A 16,705-nucleotide genomic window follows, 5' to 3' on the forward strand; every position below is an offset into this window, starting at 1 on the left:
ACGCCGGACGGGGGTTTCTCGCCGTGAGCGACGACGCCCAGAAGGCGGCCGCCTCCCGCTACGCCGACGACGATTGTGTCGTTCAGAACGATGGACTGCGAGGCGCCGTCGACGACTGGCGGGTCGGCGACCTCGACACCAGCGTCCTGCGGGACGTCGTCGATTACTGGCGAACCGGCGCGACCGTCTTCGAGAACCCGCCAGCAGCGCCCGGGTCCGCGGACGCCACGGGCAACGCCGACTTCGTCGAGGTCTCCTGGGCCGAGGTCGACGCCGCCACGTCCTACGACCTCTACTGGTCGACCAGCCAGGACGTCTCCCCCGACACCGGGACCCGCATCGCCGACGTCGGGACGCCCTTCGCCCACGCCGGCGTCGAGACCGGCACGACCTACTACTACGTCGTCACGGCCCGCAACTGCGCCGGCGAGAGCGGCGCCTCCCCGACCGCCGAGGGGACCGTCCCCGAGCCGCCGACCCTCGAACCGGACGAACCCGAGGGCACGACACAGACCACCGTCGCCGACAGAGCGGAGGCGCTGTACACCGGCGACGATCCGGTGCAGACGGGCGTCGAGGCCGGCGCCATCGACCCCGGTCGCGTCGCCATCGTCAGCGGCACCGTCACCGACCGCGAGGGGGACCCGGTCGGCAACGCGACGGTCCGGGTGTCGGGCCGTCCGGAACTGGGACGGACGCTGTCCCGGGCCGACGGCACGTTCGACATGGCCGTCAACGGGGGAGGCACGGTGATATTCCGGTTCGAGCGGACCGGCTTCCTCCCGCTCCAGCGGCAGATCCCGGTCGGTTCGAACGCCCACCGGAAGGGGACGGCCGTCTCGCTCCTCCGGGAGACGGCCGAGAGCACGACCGTCGAGACGGACAGCGACGACGGACAGGTGGCGACCAGCCAGCCGGTCTCGGACGGCGACGGCGACCGGCAGGCGGCGGTGTTCGTCCCGCCGAACACGTCGGCGATGGACACCGACGACGGCACCGCCCCCGAGGAACTGGAGATTCGGGCGACCGAGTACACCGTCGGCGAGAACGGACCCGAGGCGATGCCCGACGAGTTGCCGAACCGGGTCGGCTACACGTACGCGGTGGAGTTGACGGCCCGGAATCCCGACAGCAGCGACGGCTCCACGAGCAGTCAGACCGCCTTCATCGATACCGAATCGCGCGGCGACGTCGAGTTCGACCAGCCGGTCTACGAGTACGAGCGCAACTTCCTCGACTTCCCGGTCGGCCAGCGGGTACCGATGGGCTTCTACGACGAGGACGCCGCCGCCTGGGAGGGCGGCGACGACGGCCGCATCATCGAGATCCTCGACACCAGCGGCGGGAGCGCCTCCATCGACGTCGACGGCAGCGGCGATCCCGCCGACCAGTCACAGCTCGACGAGCTGGGGGTGACCGACGAGGAACTGGCGATGCTCGCTACCCAGTACGAGGCCGGCGACCAGCTGTGGCGGACGCCGGTGCCGCACTTCTCGCCGTGGGACTGCAACTGGCCGTTCAACCCCCCTGCGGATTCCGTGCCGCCGCTACCCGACTTCGAGATCGAGGACGTGAACATCGACGACGGTACGACGCCGCCCGAACCACCGAGCACGCCGGAGGAACCGCCCGAAGAGGACGAAGAGGACGACGACTGTCCGAAATAACACTCATGCCAACGATAGACGCAGCCATCAATCTCGAATCCCGGACGTCGACCGCATCGGTGCCGATCCCCGGCACGGATCTCACGCTCAACTACTTCAGCGACCGCGTCCGCGGCACGTCGACGAACCCGAGCCGGTCGGTGTCCGTCCCGCTGACCGGGAGCAACCCGCCGGATTCGCTGAAGCGGGTCGACCTCACCATCGAGGTCGCAGGCCAGAGAAACGAGTTCGAGTTCTCCCCCGACCCCGACCGGACGGAGAGTTTCACCTGGGACGGCCGCGACGGCTTCGGGAACCGCGTCCAGGGACCGCACACCGCCACCATCGAGATCACGTACGTCTACGACGGGGTGTATTCGGAACCGGACGTGGACCGTGGCAGCGCGTTCAACAACCGCCCCGGAGTCGAGATCACCGGGAGCGAGGCCCGAGAGGAGCTCTACTTCACGACGGACTACGAGGTCGATCTACAGTACTTCGACGCCGCACGGACGGGGCTCGGCGGCTGGTGGCTCTCGCCACACCACGTCCGAAACCGGAACCGGTCGTCGTTCTCGTTGCTGCAGGGCGACGGGACCGACCGGACGATAAAGGAGGACAGCCTCCGCGAGGTCGACCAGGTCCCGGCCGGCCGGTTCGACATCCTCGATACGGACGAGTACTTCGCGACCAGCGCCGTCGCGCCCGACGGGAGCCTGACCGTGACGCTGACCGGCGTCGACTACGGCTCGGGAGCCGACAGCGACGAGATAGCCGCCGTCAGGGTGTACGACCTCCCGTCCGACGGGTTCGAACAGTTGCTGGCGAGCGACGGTGATTCCATCGACGTGGTCGGAACCCTGATCGCCGACGAGGGCTCGCTCGGCGCCGATGGATACGTCTTCGACGTCGCCTACGGGTCGGAGGGCCGGCTCTACCTCGCGGAGCTCGTCGGGGGCATGGACCCGATATTCGACTCGGATTCCACGAACGACGGGCGCGTTCGGCGGATATCGGAGGACGGGAGCACGGTGACGACGCTCGCGGGGACGACCGACGGGCAGCACCCGACCGACGAGTACGGCAGCTTCGGCGACTGGATCGCGGACGTCGAGGGGAGCCTCGCGACCGACGTCCCGCTCCCGGCCATCACCAGCGTCGTCGTCGGGAGCGACGGCGACACCTACCTGAAGCTCGGGCCGATGAACGACGAGTGGGGCGGCGGTGTCGTGCGGCTCAGCCCCGACGGTCGCCTGTACCGGGCGTACTCGTTCGACCTCGTCGGCGGCGACACGTTCGACGGGATACCGGTCCTCCGGGACACCATCGCGGTCGGTCCGTCGGGCGACCTCTACGTCGGCGAACCCGGACGGATCGTCCGCATCGACAGTCAGGGGAACGTCCGGGTTCTCGCGGGGTCCGGGTCGGGGTTCGAGCAGGTCAGACAGTCCGACGACTCCGAACACCTCCTCGCGGCCAAGGAGGCGAAGATCGGGACGGTCCTCGGCCTCCACGTCGACGAGACCGGGACGGTCTACTTCATGGACCGGGCGGCCGACGCGGATAGCTCCTCGGACCGCGAGGATCTCGTCAGGAAGTTCGATCCCGGAGGGCTCGTGACCCGGATCATGGGCACTGGCGACCGGCCGATCAGGAGCGACACCACCTACAGGGGCGCCCCGGCGGACACCGCGTACCGCTTCTTCGGACAGTGGCCGCTTCTCTGGACCGACGCCGGGGACATCCACTTCATGGCGCGCGAGAGGGCGACCGACGGGAGCGTCTTCGCTCGCCTCCGCCAGGCGTTCGACATCGACCGGATCCCCTCACGCGACGGGTCGAAACTGTACGAGTTCGTGGACGGCCGCCACGCCCGCACGGTCGACACGCTGACGGGGACGACGCTGTACGAGTTCGCCTACGACGACGCCGGCCGCCTCACGAGCGTCACCGACCGCAACGGCTCTGTCGTCCAGGTCGAGCGCGACGCCGACGGCGCGCCGACGGCCATCGTCGCGCCGACGGGCCAGCGCCTCGAACTCGCTCTCACCGACGGCTACGTCACCGGTATCACCCGGCCCGACGACCGGCAACTCGGCTTTACGTACACCGGCGGCGGCCTCCTCGAGCGGATCACCCACCCCGGAGGCGACGAGACGACCTTCCAGTACGACGGCTCGGGTCGCGTCACCGGGCGCACCCGTCCGACCGGCGGACAGGACGACCTGGTCCAGCAGGCCATCGAGAACGGCCGCCGGCTCACCCACCTCACGCCCGAGATGCGCGAGACCACGGTCGACGTCGAGCGGACCGCGGCGGGCCGCCGGATAACGACCCAGTGCTGTAACACGGCCGGGACCGAGACGCTCATCTCGCCGGACGGCGAGTGGACCACGACCTACCCCGACGGCGCCTCGAAGACGACCCGGTCCGGCCTCGACCCCCGCTTCGGCGGCCGCTCACCGTTGCCCGCGTCGGTCACCTACACCTCGCCGGGCGGGACGACGACCACGACGGAGTTTTCCCGGTCGGTGACGCTGTCCGACGAGACCGACCCCCTCAGCCTCACCGCCTTCAGCGAGACGTCGACCGTCAACGGTCGAAGCTACGAACGTTCCTACGACCCGGGCGCCGGGGAGTGGACCGTCACCACCCCCGGGGGCCGGACGATGACCGTCGGCCTGGACGCCGGCCGCACGAGCACCGTCTCCCCGACCGGTACGGACGGCCTCTCGATGAGTTACGACGCCGACGGGCGCGTCACCGGGGTCGGCCGGACGGGGAACGAACTCGCACTCGAGTACGACGGCGGGGGGAACCTGTCGGCGGTGACGGACGCCGAGGGCCGCCGCAGCGAGATGACCCTCTCGGACGGCGAGTACCCCGAGTCGTTCACCTCGCCGCTCGGCAACACCACCGCGTTCAGCTACGACGCCGACGGCTATCTGTCGTCGATGACGCGGCCGAACGGCGAGACGCACGACTACGAGTTCGACGCCGCCGGCCACATGACCGGCTACACGCCGCCGGAGGGCGGCAGTCGGACGATCTCCCACGACGCCGACGGGTTCCCGACCGAGGTGGCGCTGCCGAGCGGTCGCACGATCACCAACGAGTTCGACGCCTCGACCCGGCTCCAGCAGGCGAGCCATCCCGACGCCACCGTCACCTACCAGCGGGACGAACTCAAGCGGCTCACGGGGTTGACGCGCTCGCCGGCCGACGGCAGCACCGACCAGTCGCTGTCGATAACGCGGGACGGCAAGGTGACGACCGAACTCGCGTTCTCCGGGCCGGCCTCGGGCACGTTCCAGTACGCCCACGACGCCGACGGGCAGGTGAGCCAGATCACCCACCCGAACGGATCGACGCGGGCGCTGTCCCGCGACGACGACGGTCTGCTGACCGGCGAGGGCCCCTTCACCGTCGAGCGGAACGGCCTGATGGGCCGGCCGTCCCGCATCTCGGACTTCACGGGCGTGGTCGAGTACACCTACGACCAGCAGGGCCGCGTCGCCTCCCGGAGTCACACCGTCGATGGCACCGAGTTCTACAGCGTCGAGTACACCTACGACCAGAGCGACCTGCTCGTCGAACGCACCGAGACGCTCCCGAACGGCCAGCGGGCCGAGGCGTTCACCTACGACGCCGACGGGCGCCTGACCGAAGTCCAGCGGGACGGCAGCGTCGTCGAGTCCTACGCCTACGACGAGAACGGCAACCGCACCGAGCGGACCGTCGACGGCACCACCGAGCAGGCCAGTTACGACCCCGGCGACCGCCTGGTCGAACAGGGGTCGCGCACCTACGGCTACGATGCCGACGGCCACGTCACCGACCGCAACGGCGACACGCTCGATTACAGCGCCACCGGCGAGTTGCTCTCGGCGACGCTGTCTGGCGGCAGCAGCGTCGAGTACACCTCCGACGGCTACGGCCGACGCGTCGCCCGGACCGCTCCCGACGGAACGACGACCGAGTACCTCTACGGCGACCCGAACGCCCCGACGCGCGTGACGGCCGTCCGGGAATCGGGCGAGTGGACCCACTACTACTACGACCTCGACGGCCGCCTCTACGCATTCGAGCGCGGCGGCTCGTGGTACTACGTCGCCACCGACCAGGTCGGCACTCCGCGGGTGGTGGTCGACTCCAGTGGTAGCGTGGTCCGGGAGATCGACCGCGACGCCTACGGGGCGGTGCGGTCGGATTCGGACCCCGCGTTCCCGCTCCACGTCGGGTTCGCGGGCGGCATCCCCGACCCCGAGACGGGACTCGTCCGGTTCGGGATGCGCGATTACGATCCCGAGACTGGCCGGTGGCTCGCGCGCGACCCGATGCTACTGGCCGGCGGACAGTTCAACTTCTACAGTTACGTCGAGAACGACCCGGTCAACGCCGTCGACCCGACGGGGCTGTCCTGGGACTGCTTCATCGAGAAGATGCTGGAGAACTTCGACAAGACGGAGGAGTACACCGACCTCATCGGGAAGATACTGGACGAACTCGGCGTGGACACCGGGGCGGATCTGAAGCTGAAGGAACTCTTCAAGGCGGGGCTCGAGAACTATCTCGAGGAACTCGCCAAGGGGAAGGCCAAGAAGGCGGCGGCGAAGGCAGCCGGCAAGAGCCTGCTCAAGAGCGCCTCCCGCGGTGGCCTCTACAACCTCGCGCTGTACGGCGGGATGCTGGTCGGGTCGGGCATCTACGCCGGCATCGACCAGTACTTCGGGCAGGGGCCGGGCGAGGCGCTCTTCGAGTTGATCAACGGTCCGAACGAGTCGCTCTCGCCGTGTGAGGCCAGAGAGCGCGGCCTCATCGACGAGGACTGCCCGGAGAAGGCGCTGGAGGACTGCTGTTGAGGCCGGAACTCCCCGGCTGCTCCCCGTCGACTACCGTCTCGCCCGGGTACGAACCAGGCCGGCGTATCGGTCCGTCGCCTCGCGCACTCTCGTCCGGTCCTCGCCCGAGACGCCGACGAACGCGACGATACCGGGGAGTCGCTCGAAGTGGAGCACGTCGAACCCCTCCTCGGACGCCGTCTCCCACCGGACCGTGCCGTCGTCCCCGCGCCGGGCGGTCTCGGCGCCTGCCGGCGACTGCGCCCGGACCCACGCCCCGGCCGCGTCGGTGACGCCCGCCAGTCCCCGGTCGGGGTAGGCGGCGCTCTCGACGGTTCCCGGCCCGTCGGCGGTCGACTTCGCCACGAACCCCGAAGCGACGCCGTCGCCGGGCACGAACCCCTCGACGGCGGAGGCGACGTGCCGGGATAGCGGCGCGGCCGTCGTCTCGATGGACCACTCGACGTACGATTCCGGTTCGGCGAGGTCCGAGCGACGGAGCAGGACGGTCTCGACGTCTGCTGCGTCGCTTCCGTCGCCGGTCGCCGCCGCCGTCCCGGGGACTCCGGTGACGCTGGCCGCCGCCGAGGAGGCGAGTACCGCCCGTCGTGAGACGGCCGGAAGCCCCGGGTCGATGCCGTCGGTGTCCGGATCGGCTGGTTCTTCCCCACCCATGACAGTGCCTGTCGTCGCTCCAGGGCAATAAAACCGGGTGCGGAGCGGACCGAGCGCCGCTGGCGGCCGAAGCGAGGGCTTAGGAGGATGGCGCCCGAACCCGCGCCATGGCCGAAGACGAGGGCTTCGACGAGCCACCGGACGGGCTGATAACCGTCAGGGGTGCCATCGGCGGCGTCGCCCTGCTGTGGCTGGCCGCGATGGCCGGCTTCGGGGCGTTGCAGGCGTCGATTTACGCGGTCAGGGCCGCACCGGTTTACGCCGCCGTCGCCGTCGCCGCCGCCGCGCTCTCGATCGCGGCCGGCTACGGTTCGTTACGGTCGTTCGGTCTCCGGTGATCACTCCTCCATCCGGACCGTCAGGACCGGAATCTCGGCGGTCCTGACGACCCGTTCGGTGACGCTGCCCAGCAGGTAGCGGTCCAGTCCGCTCCGGCCGTGGGTGCCCATCACGATGGCGTCGACGCCGGCCTCGTCGGCGTACTCGAGGATGGCGGTGTGCGGCGCACCCTCCCGGATGTCCGCGACGACCTCGACGCCGGCCTCGTCGGCCCGCTCCCGGATCTTCTCGAGGGCCTCCTCGCCGATCTCCCGGAGCTGTTTTTCGACCGTGTCGTCCATCATCTCCGGCGCGTAGGGGATGTCCTCGACGACGAACAGGACGTGCAGTTCCGCACCCGTCTCGCGGGCGAGGCCGACGGCCTGCTCGACCGCCCGGTTGGTGGCGTCGCTCCCGTCGGTCGGCAGCAGGATTCGGTCGTACATACCCGGGAGCACTCGCCCGCGGTACAAATGGTTAGCGGCGATTCCCGCCGCATGGCCCGGCCCGCGAGCGGTGGGCGCGCCTCGACGCTCGTCACATACATACCTCCCGCGGCCCTACTCGGGGACATGACGGAGACAGCGACGTTCGGCGGCGGGTGCTTCTGGTGCATCGAGGCGGCCTTCGAGGAACTGGGCGGCGTCACCGACGTCACCTCGGGGTACGCCGGCGGCCACGTCGAGGACCCCACCTACCGGGCCGTCTGCTCGGGGGACACCGGCCACGCCGAGGTCGTCCAGGTCGAGTACGACCCCGACGTCATCGGCTACGACGAACTGCTGGAGGTGTTCTTCACGGTCCACGACCCCACCCAGCTCAATCGCCAGGGCCCCGACGTGGGCACGCAGTACCGCTCTATCGTCCTCTATCACGACGACGACCAGCGCGACCTCGCCGAATCGTACATCGAGGCGCTGGACGAGGAGGGCGGCTACGACGACGAGGTGGTCACGGAAGTCGAGCCGCTGGAGACGTTCTACCGCGCCGAGGAGAAACACCAGAACTACTTCGAAAAGAACCCCACCGACGCCTACTGCCGGATGCACGCCCAGCCGAAGGTCGAGAAGGTCCGCGAGAAGTTCCGCGAAAAGGTGCAGGCGTAGACTGACAGACCGGCTCGCGACCCCGCCACCTCCGAAGGCCTTGCCGGGGTTGATGTGCGCTATCACATAGAACGGCTTTCCAAAGCCCTCGACCGGCTCGACCGGCCGGGCCTCGCTGCGCTCCTCGCTTCGCTGCGGTGTCCTCGCGCGGCGTAGTGATTAGCGGATCTTATTGAGGAATCCACTGAGGTGATTGTCAATCCACGATGCAGCGAAGCTCAGTTGCTCGGTCAGTTCTTCGAACAGATCGTCAAGGAGTGTTCGGTACTCGTCTTCATCTTCGACAATCAGCGGTGATGACTCCCACTTGAGACTTTTCCAGACTGGCTCGATTGGATTGAGATGCGGCGATCCAACCGGAAGGAATACGAGATCAATTCCTAGTTCGTGGGCACGCTTGCGAGTGTACTTGCAAATGTGAGATGAGAAGTTATCTAAAACGAGCAGAATCCGGGTACGCGGATTCTGCTCGCGGATCGTCTCGAAGCACTCACAGATCTGTTCTTTCTCCTGGTTCGGCGGAAACGACAGTACACTCTCACCGTTGAGTGCATAGAACCCGGCCGCTGGTGTGTCGATTTTCACCAGCGGCCGGGTGATGTGTGGGTCATCAACTGTGTACATCCGCTGAGAATTGTCCCACGGCTGTGGATGTGACAGGTCGAAAAACCCGATGACTGTGCCACCATCTGTTCGAATATCCTCGTCACGGTCCCAGTCTTCGTCGTCTTGATCTTTCTCTCGTTTGTTGTGAGGCTGATCGTCGGCATCCTCGTCGAACGCGTACTCGACGCGTTCGTCGAGAATCCCTTCGGCGTCGTCTGGTCGATCAGGACGTTTCGTCCGTGGAATAGCGTACGAGAGGCCGAGGTTGTCCAGAAACGTCGGTAGATAGTGTGGATGATACTCGATATTGAATTCCTCGTTGAGGAGATGCTGAATCTCCTGTTTTTTCCAGGGCTGGCCCTCACGGAGTCGCTCGATCAGTCGCTGCTGTTCGGCCTCGCCGAGCTTCGGGGGCCTGCCGCCCCCGAAGTTCGGCGTGAGTTTGCCCAGTCCTCCTTCATTCCAGCGTTCGACCCAGTTGTCAGCTGTCCCCTCTGATCGCCCAACGTCATCAGCGGCTTCAGCGAGCGTCGCTCCCTTGTATAGCCGTTTGATGAACACGAGCCGTTCGTGTTGCTTCACGTCGTCAGTTTCCGTGAGCAGTCTATCCAGGTCTTCCTCGCTCAGGTGGCGTACAACTTCTTTCTCACGGCCAGTCATTACATCGAAAAGACGGTTTTCCTCAATAACTTCCCCGAATGACTACGCCGCGCGAGCGGGCCGAGGGACCGTCGGTCCCTCGCGGCTTACGTCGCCCGGGCCGGGTCGACCTGCTCACGGCTCCCTGCGGTCGCCGTTCGCCATCGAGGCCTCGGTCGCTGCTCGCGGCTTCGCCGCTCGCTCGTACCGCGGCCTCCCTCCGGTCGGCCGCGCACCGCTCCCTGCGGCCTCGCCGGTCTCGCCCTTCGAGTCCACCAGGCCAGCACCGCCCCGCACTGCACTACACGCCTCCCCAGCCGACTCCCTCACCCTCGCTTCGCTCGGGTTCGGTCGTCCTTCGCGCGCTTTGTCGACCGCCGCTCGCGAGGCGCTCCCGGCGGTCGACGCGAGCGCGCCGAGGGCTGTCGAGGTGGTGGGTCGTGGCCGACCGCTGTGACAGTTGGCTCGCAGACGGCCGTCCTGCTGGACGCACTGACGGGCGCCGAACTGAAACGAAAGGTGTCGTCTAGTCGTCGGAGCCGCCGACCTGTTCGTGCTTGTGCAAAAGCGCCATCCGCTCTTTGAGGTCGACGCCCTTCTTCTCGTAGGCGCGGATGCGGTAGTAGTAGAGAGCCGCGGACAGGATCATCCAGGCGAGGACGACGGCCAGCGCCGAGGGTGCGCTCTGGACGACCAGCAGCGTGAACAAAAGCGAGACGACGACGTTGCCGACGGCGACGATTCGCAGCACCGGCATCGGGAGTTTGTAGATGGAGTACTCGTAGCGCTGCGGGAACACCTTCGGGAGGTTCCACAGCGCGATGCCGCCGATCATGAAGGCGATGAAGATGCCGGTGACGACGACGACGACGAGCCAGTCCAGCAGGTCGGGCGGGGTGATTGCGTCCATCTGGCTGATGAACGGCGCGGCCAAAATCGGCGGGATTCCGAACAGCAGGATGGCCCGGTGGGGCGTGTTGTAGCGGTCGTGGACCTTCGCAAAGACATCCGGGAGCACCTCGTCGCGGGCCGCCCGCATCACGGTCCGGGAGTAGGAGGTAAACAGCGTGTTGACCGTCGTCGCGGCGGCGACCAGCGCGGCGACGCCGACGACGAGCAGTATCGGCGCCGGGAGCACGCCCTCGCCGACCGCCGCCAGGCCGCCCTCGACGGGTTCGCCGCCGAGTTCGCCGGAGGCGGTCATGTTCTCCAGCGGGATGGCGCCGATGAGCGTGAACACGATGGCGATGGACAGCACCGTCACGATGGCCATGCCGATGGCGAGCACGCGGGGGATGTTCTCGACGGGGTTCTCCAGTTCCTCGCCGATTTCGATTATCATGCCGAAGCCCTGGAACGGGATGTACAGCGTGACGACGGCCAGCAGGAACGGCGCGAAGCCGTCGGCGAACGGCTGGCCCTCTCCGTCGGGGAACAGCGGCGTGTAGTTGGCCGTCTCGACGTGGGGGAGCCCCGACAGGACGAACGCGAGCATGCCGGCGATGAGAAGCAGGACGAACGCGATCTGGACCTTCGTGACGATCTTGACGCCGACGTAGTTCAACACGAGGAAGACGCCGAGCAGCGCCCACACCGCGGCGACGGTGGGCACCGACGCCCCGAACGTCTCGAGGATGCCGTTGAGGTAGTCGGCGAAGCCGATGGCGGCGAAAAGCAGGTACGACCACACCGCCAGCACGGGCACCGAGACGCCGAGCAGGCCCCAGAAGGGCCCGACGAGCCGCGAGCCGTAGACGTAGATGCCGCCGGCCACCGGGATGGCCCCGCCCAACTGCAACAGGAGCAGGACGCCCAGCACCATCGGCACGATGGAGACGAGGATGGCGAGCGTGATCGAGGGGCCGGCCGCGGCCGCCATCTGTGTCGGCACGATGAAGATGCTCATTCCGAGTGCGGTCCCGACCAGCAGGGCGACGGCGCCCCAGAGACCGACCTGTTCGTCTATCAGTTTGTAGTCTTCGGCTGCCATCGTGTGCTATGCTACCGTACCAGCCCACTGCCTTGAAGATATCCCCGCCGAAGCGCGGCCGGGACGACATCGGCCGGTCATCGCCGGGCGAACAGCCGTTCGAGCAGCGACCGGTCGCTCGGCCGTTCGGCCAGGAGTACGGGCGTCTCCAACTCCTCCAGTACCGAGAACGCCAGCGACCCGCGGACGATCCGGGAGAGCAGGCCCCGCTCGGTCGCGCCGACGACAACGAGCGTCGCATCGCCGGCGGCGCGCTCGATGCTCGCCTCGACGTCGCCGGTCTCCAGCAGTATCTCGGCGTCGGCGAGACCGTGCTCGGCCGCCCACGACTCGACGAACGCACGGGCGTCCGTTTCGTCTTCACCGGCAACGTACAGCACCGACACCGCGGCGCCGGCGACGTCCCGCAGTGCGCGGGCGACCTCGGCCGAGAGGTCCGACGAGTAGCCGCCGGCCGTCGGCACGAGTACCTTCGAGGGGTCGAACGTCCGGCCGTTCAACACGAGGACGTCGCAGGGCAGGTCGTGGGTGAGTTCCTCGAGGGCGCCCTCGGCGCGACCGCCCGCGAGACGCGCCCCGCCGTAGCCCATCACCAGGGCGTCGGCGTCGTAGGTGCGGGCGGCGTCGAACACCTCCTCGAGACCGCGGTGCGAGAGGACCGTCTTCGTCTCGACGGCGACGCCGTAGGCTTCGGCGTCGGCCCTCGCGTCCGCGAGCAGTCGCTCGGATTCGGCCAGCAGTCGCTCGTTCTCGGCAGCCGCCTCCAGTGCGGTCTGGTCGGGTACCTGGACGACGTGGGCGGCCAGCACCGTCCCGTCCCGGGCCTCCGCCAGCGCGGCGGCCAGCGTCACGAGCGCCCGCTCTGTCCGGGGGTTCGACAGCGCGACCATGACCGTGCCCCCCGCGTCGGCACCGCTCGGCGCGGGGTCGGCCGCGGCGTCCCCGTTCGGGGCTCCGGCGTCGGACACGACTCTCTTCCCTCGTCGTAGCTGGTGCGGCCGGACACAAAACCGCTCCGACGGCCCTTACGGGCGACGCCTCGCGGCGACTCGCCGGCCTCGAGGGGCGGAACGACCAGCCGATAGTGGTGTCGTGTCACTGGCCGAGATAAACGAGTATAAGTAGACTCTTGGCGAACACGGTCGTATGTCGGTATCCCCGCGGAGCCTCGTCCGTGCAACGACCGGCGGTTGGTGCGGGTCGATACGGCAATGAGCGACGAGGAACTCGCCAAGGACCTGGGGCCGCTGGCGGCGCTCACCATCGGCGTCGGGACGATGATCGGCGCCGGCATCTTCGTCCTCCCCGGGACGGCCGTCGCCCGCGCGGGGCCGCTGGCGGCGGCGACGTTCGTCCTCGGCGGCGTCATCGCGCTTTTCACCGCGCTGTCGGCGTCGGAACTCGGCACCGCGATGCCCAAATCCGGCGGCGCGTACTTCTACATCAACCGGGCGCTCGGCCCGCTCTTCGGCTCCATCAGCGGGTGGGCCAACTGGCTCGGCCTGGCCTTCGCCTCCGCCTTCTACATGTACGGGCTCGGCGAGTACGTCAACACGCTGGTGGGCGCGCCCGCGCTCGCCGTCGGGCCGCTCGCGCTGGAGGCCGCACAGGTCATCGGTCTCGTCGGCGCGCTGCTGTTCATCGCCGTCAACTACGTCGGCGCCAAGGAGACCGGCGGTCTCCAGATCGTCATCGTGCTGTTGCTTCTCGGCATTCTCGCGGTGTTCACGGCCGTCGGCCTGCTGAACGCCGACCTCGAATCGCTGAGACCCATCGCACCGCCCGGCACGACGGGGGAGGTCCTGCCGGTGACCGCCATCGTCTTCGTCTCCTATCTCGGCTTCGTCCAGATCACCTCCGTCGCCGAGGAGATCAAAGACCCCGGCAGGAACCTGCCCCGGGCGGTCATCGGGTCGGTACTGCTCGTGACGACGGTCTACGCGCTCTTCCTGGTCGTCCTGCTGGCGGCGGTGCCGAACGAACTCGTCGCCGGCAACGACACCGCCGTCGTCGACGCCGCGCGACTGCTCTTCGGACAGTACGGCGCCTTCGGCTTCGATCTGAGCGTCCTCGGGTGGGGGATGCTCCTGTTCGGCGGCCTGCTGGCGACGGCCTCCTCCGCGAACGCCTCCATCCTCTCGTCGTCACGCATCAACTTCGCTATGGGCCGAGAGAAGATCGTCACCCCCGAACTCAACGAGATACACGACCGCTTCGGAACGCCCTACCGCTCTATCGCCATCACGGGCGGGCTCATCATCGTGTTCCTCCTGGCCGGCAACCTCGAGTTGCTGGCGACAGCCGGGTCGGTGCTGCACCTCATCGTCTACGGGCTGTTGAACCTCGCGTTGATCGTCATGCGGGAGGCCGAACCGCCCGGCTACGACCCCGACTACGAGGTGCCGCTGTACCCGGTGGTCCCGATCGTCGGCGCCGTGACGTCCTTCGCGCTCATCATCTACATCGAACCGCTCGTGGTCGTCCTGTCGGCGGGGCTGGTCGCCTTCGCCATCCTGTGGTACTTCCTCTACGCCCGCAAGCGGGTCGAGAGTTCCGGCGTGCTGGCCCAGTGGATTCTCGACCGCTCCGAGGAGATGCCGGACGCGGCCGTCTCGGCGGCCAGTTCGGTCCAGCCCGAACCCGAGGGCTACCGGGTGATGGTCCCGCTGTCGAACCCCGCCACCGAGAAGCACCTCATCACGCTCGGGTCGGCCATCGCCAGCCAGAACGACGGGACGGTCGTCGCGGTCAACATCGCCAACGTCCCCGACCAGACGTCGCTGGCGGCCGCCCTCGAACGGGGCGCTCACGACGCGGCCCAGGACCTCCTCGACCGCGCAGAGGCCGACGCCGAGACCTTCGGCGTCGACGTCGAGACCCACGTCGTCCTCTCGCACCGCACCTTCGAGGAGGTGTTCGACGCCGCCCGCACCTACGACGCCGACGTGACGGTGATGGGCTGGGGCGAGGACGCACACGGGTCGCCGGGCCGCGCCGAGTCCGCCATCGACGAGTTGGCCTACTCGCTGCCCTGTGACTTCCTGGTCTTCCGGGACCGCGGCTTCGACGCCTCGCGGTTGCTCGTCCCGACCGCCGGTGGGCCCGACTCGGCGCTGTCGGCCGCCGTCGCCCGAATGTTGCGGGCGGAGTTCGACTCGGAGGTGACGCTCCTGCACGTCGCCGAGGAGGGCGAGGCGGCCGAGGGGCGTGCGTTCCTCGAGTCGTGGGCGGCCGAGCACGGCCTGGAGGACGCCGAGTTCCTCGTCGAGACCGGCGACGTCGAGGGGAGCATCGAACGCGCCGCCAGGGAGGCGACGATGCTCATCATCGGCGCGACCGAGCGGGGCCTGCTCTCGCGGCTCGTCCGCGGGTCGCTCGTCCTCGACGTCCTCTACGACGTCGACTGTTCGGTCCTGTTGGCCGAGAAGAAACACGAGCGGAGCCTGCTCGACCGGCTCTTCGGCTCCGGCGCCCGCGGCGAGGACGCCGACGAGCGGGGCATCGAACCCGCCGCGACATCCCACGGCAACGACGCTGCACCGGAGTAGCCGTCCGCCGACAGCACTTACAACGGTCCGGCTCGAACCCCCCGACATGAGCACGGACCTGTTTGCGACCGTTTTCGTCCCGATCGCCGACCCCGACGACGCCGGCGAGACCGCCAGGTCGATAGCGCCGTACCTCGAGCCGGACTCGGAACTCCTCGTGGCTCACGTCGTCCCGAAGGGCGGGGGCGTCCCGGACAAGGCGTCGGTCGAGCAGCGGGAGGAGTACGCCGAGGAGGCCTACGAGACCTTCCGCGAGCAGCTCCCCGAGGCGGTTTCGATGACGCCGGTGACGCTCTACGGGCGCGACGTGGGCGAGACGATCGTCGAGGGCGCCGTCGAGGCCGGCGCGACGGCCATCGTCTACACGCCGCGGGGCGTGAGTCGGTGGATCGACCTGCTCACGGGTAGCGTCTCCGACGACCTCCTCGAGAACGGTGAGTTACCGGTCGTCGTCCTCCCGGGCGACGACGAGTAGTCAGGAGGTGGTAAAGCCGCCCGACTCGTCGTACTCCTCGAGGACCCACTCCAGTTCCTCGATGGCCCGGAGGATGGCAACCTCGGCGGTGTCCTCGAACTCCGAGGACGGCGGGTCGAAGTCGTCGTACTGGTCCTCCAGTGCCGCGATTCGCTCGCGGATCTCCGCTTCGGTTCGCATACACGGACCCTTCTCGGGCGACCCCTTTGTCCTTGCGGCGGCTGTCCGGGTGGTGTTCGGAGCACGCTGGTGACGTTCCCACGGGCGTACCGAAACTCCGAAACCGGCGGCGGTTCCCGGCCGCTGTGCCGGATACGGGGCGCGCGTGGTCATTCCGCCCGCAATCACTCCCCGCGTTTGCCGTACGTTTCCGCACCCCACCCGTAGTCCGACGCCTCGTCGTTCCGTTCGAGGTAGCGCTCCAGTACCTCCCGCACCGCTTGGCCGAGGTCCGCTAACTCGCCGTCGATCATCGAAACCGTGCTCGAATCGAGCGACTCGGCCGCCTCTCGCTCCCGTGGGGTGCCCGAAACCGTCGGAGCGTCGACGCGAAGGCGGTCTTCGGTCGGGTCCCAGTAGAAGTCGAGCGCCTGGAACAGGCCGAGGTCGCCGACGATTTCGACCTGCGTTTCGTCGAGGTTCGTGTACTCGGCCCACTCGTTGAACCCCTCTTTCCACGCCCCCTCTTCGAGCAGGTCTTCGATGTCCTCGCGGTAGAAGTCCTCCGACCCGAGCGTCTCTTCTTGCCACTCGAACTCGCGCGGCGTTCCTCGGTTCGAGAGGTCCGGCGGATCCGGAACCCCGGTATCGCGCGCCATGCCAGTGGTTTCGCCGGTACCACGATAAAGGCTACAACAGTTC

13 protein-coding genes and 1 pseudogene are annotated in these 16,705 nt (G+C 68.2%); 6 read left to right on the forward strand and 8 right to left on the reverse strand.

All coding sequences use genetic code 11. The annotated features are described in order from the left end of the window. The first annotated feature begins 23 nt into the window (after positions 1–23). A complete protein-coding gene (locus NLF94_RS01180) occupies positions 24–1,667 on the forward strand; it encodes a carboxypeptidase-like regulatory domain-containing protein (protein ID WP_254839628.1) in 1,644 nt (547 codons plus the stop codon). A 5-nt stretch (positions 1,668–1,672) separates the two neighbouring features. Further along, positions 1,673–6,508, forward strand: coding sequence for an RHS repeat-associated core domain-containing protein (locus tag NLF94_RS01185; RefSeq protein ID WP_254839629.1), 4,836 nt, complete (start codon positions 1,673–1,675; stop codon positions 6,506–6,508). Between the two features lie 30 nt (positions 6,509–6,538). Here NLF94_RS01185 and NLF94_RS01190 read toward each other — a convergent pair whose 3' ends face one another. Next, positions 6,539–7,162: a hypothetical protein gene (locus tag NLF94_RS01190; RefSeq protein ID WP_254839630.1), complete on the reverse strand. Its 624-nt coding sequence runs from the start codon at positions 7,160–7,162 to the stop codon at positions 6,539–6,541. 107 nt (positions 7,163–7,269) lie between these two features. Here NLF94_RS01190 and NLF94_RS01195 point away from each other — a divergent pair, with 107 nt between their 5' ends. Beyond that, positions 7,270–7,500, forward strand: coding sequence for a hypothetical protein (locus tag NLF94_RS01195; protein WP_254839631.1), 231 nt, complete (start codon positions 7,270–7,272; stop codon positions 7,498–7,500). Here the strand turns inward: NLF94_RS01195 and NLF94_RS01200 are convergent, their stop codons facing one another. After that, the gene (locus NLF94_RS01200; RefSeq protein WP_254839632.1) at positions 7,501–7,926 is read right to left on the reverse strand and encodes a universal stress protein; all 426 of its coding nucleotides are present in this window, start codon (positions 7,924–7,926) and stop codon (positions 7,501–7,503) included. A 126-nt stretch (positions 7,927–8,052) separates the two neighbouring features. Here NLF94_RS01200 and msrA point away from each other — a divergent pair, with 126 nt between their 5' ends. After that, positions 8,053–8,586, forward strand: a complete 534-nt coding sequence (gene msrA / locus NLF94_RS01205; RefSeq protein ID WP_254839633.1) for a peptide-methionine (S)-S-oxide reductase MsrA — start codon at positions 8,053–8,055, stop codon at positions 8,584–8,586. Positions 8,587–8,745: 159 nt separating this feature from the next. Here the strand turns inward: msrA and NLF94_RS01210 are convergent, their stop codons facing one another. The 4 genes and pseudogenes from NLF94_RS01210 to NLF94_RS01225 all read right to left on the reverse strand — a co-directional run. Next, the gene (locus tag NLF94_RS01210) at positions 8,746–9,852 is read right to left on the reverse strand and encodes an IS630 family transposase (RefSeq protein ID WP_254837548.1); all 1,107 of its coding nucleotides are present in this window, start codon (positions 9,850–9,852) and stop codon (positions 8,746–8,748) included. Positions 9,853–9,966: 114 nt separating this feature from the next. Next, positions 9,967–10,107: a hypothetical protein gene (locus tag NLF94_RS01215; RefSeq protein WP_254839634.1), complete on the reverse strand. Its 141-nt coding sequence runs from the start codon at positions 10,105–10,107 to the stop codon at positions 9,967–9,969. Positions 10,108–10,357: 250 nt separating this feature from the next. Then, entirely contained in the window at positions 10,358–11,821 is a 1,464-nt protein-coding gene (locus NLF94_RS01220) for an APC family permease (RefSeq protein WP_254839635.1), read from the reverse strand. Positions 11,822–11,898: 77 nt separating this feature from the next. Next, positions 11,899–12,816, reverse strand: a pseudogene (locus NLF94_RS01225) (universal stress protein); the annotation flags it as partial. 216 nt (positions 12,817–13,032) lie between these two features. On the opposite strand from NLF94_RS01225, the gene NLF94_RS01230 reads away from it, so the two are divergent. Both NLF94_RS01230 and NLF94_RS01235 read left to right on the forward strand, forming a co-directional pair. Next, positions 13,033–15,369 (forward strand): amino acid permease, encoded by a 2,337-nt coding sequence (locus NLF94_RS01230; protein WP_254839637.1) that lies wholly within the window; start codon positions 13,033–13,035, stop codon positions 15,367–15,369. A gap of 46 nt (positions 15,370–15,415) precedes the next feature. Next, positions 15,416–15,844 (forward strand): universal stress protein, encoded by a 429-nt coding sequence (locus tag NLF94_RS01235; protein WP_254839638.1) that lies wholly within the window; start codon positions 15,416–15,418, stop codon positions 15,842–15,844. On the opposite strand, the gene NLF94_RS01240 is transcribed toward NLF94_RS01235, so the two are convergent. Together NLF94_RS01240 and NLF94_RS01245 are read right to left on the reverse strand one after the other, a co-directional pair. After that, on the reverse strand, positions 15,845–16,024 hold the full coding sequence (locus tag NLF94_RS01240) for a hypothetical protein (RefSeq protein WP_254839639.1): 180 nt from the start codon (positions 16,022–16,024) through the stop codon (positions 15,845–15,847). 164 nt (positions 16,025–16,188) lie between these two features. Continuing rightward, positions 16,189–16,662, reverse strand: coding sequence for a DUF7992 family protein (locus NLF94_RS01245; RefSeq protein WP_254839640.1), 474 nt, complete (start codon positions 16,660–16,662; stop codon positions 16,189–16,191). Positions 16,663–16,705: the final 43 nt, after the last annotated feature.

The organism is Natronomonas marina (assembly GCF_024298905.1).
Classification (GTDB): Archaea; Halobacteriota; Halobacteria; order Halobacteriales; family Haloarculaceae; genus Natronomonas; species Natronomonas marina.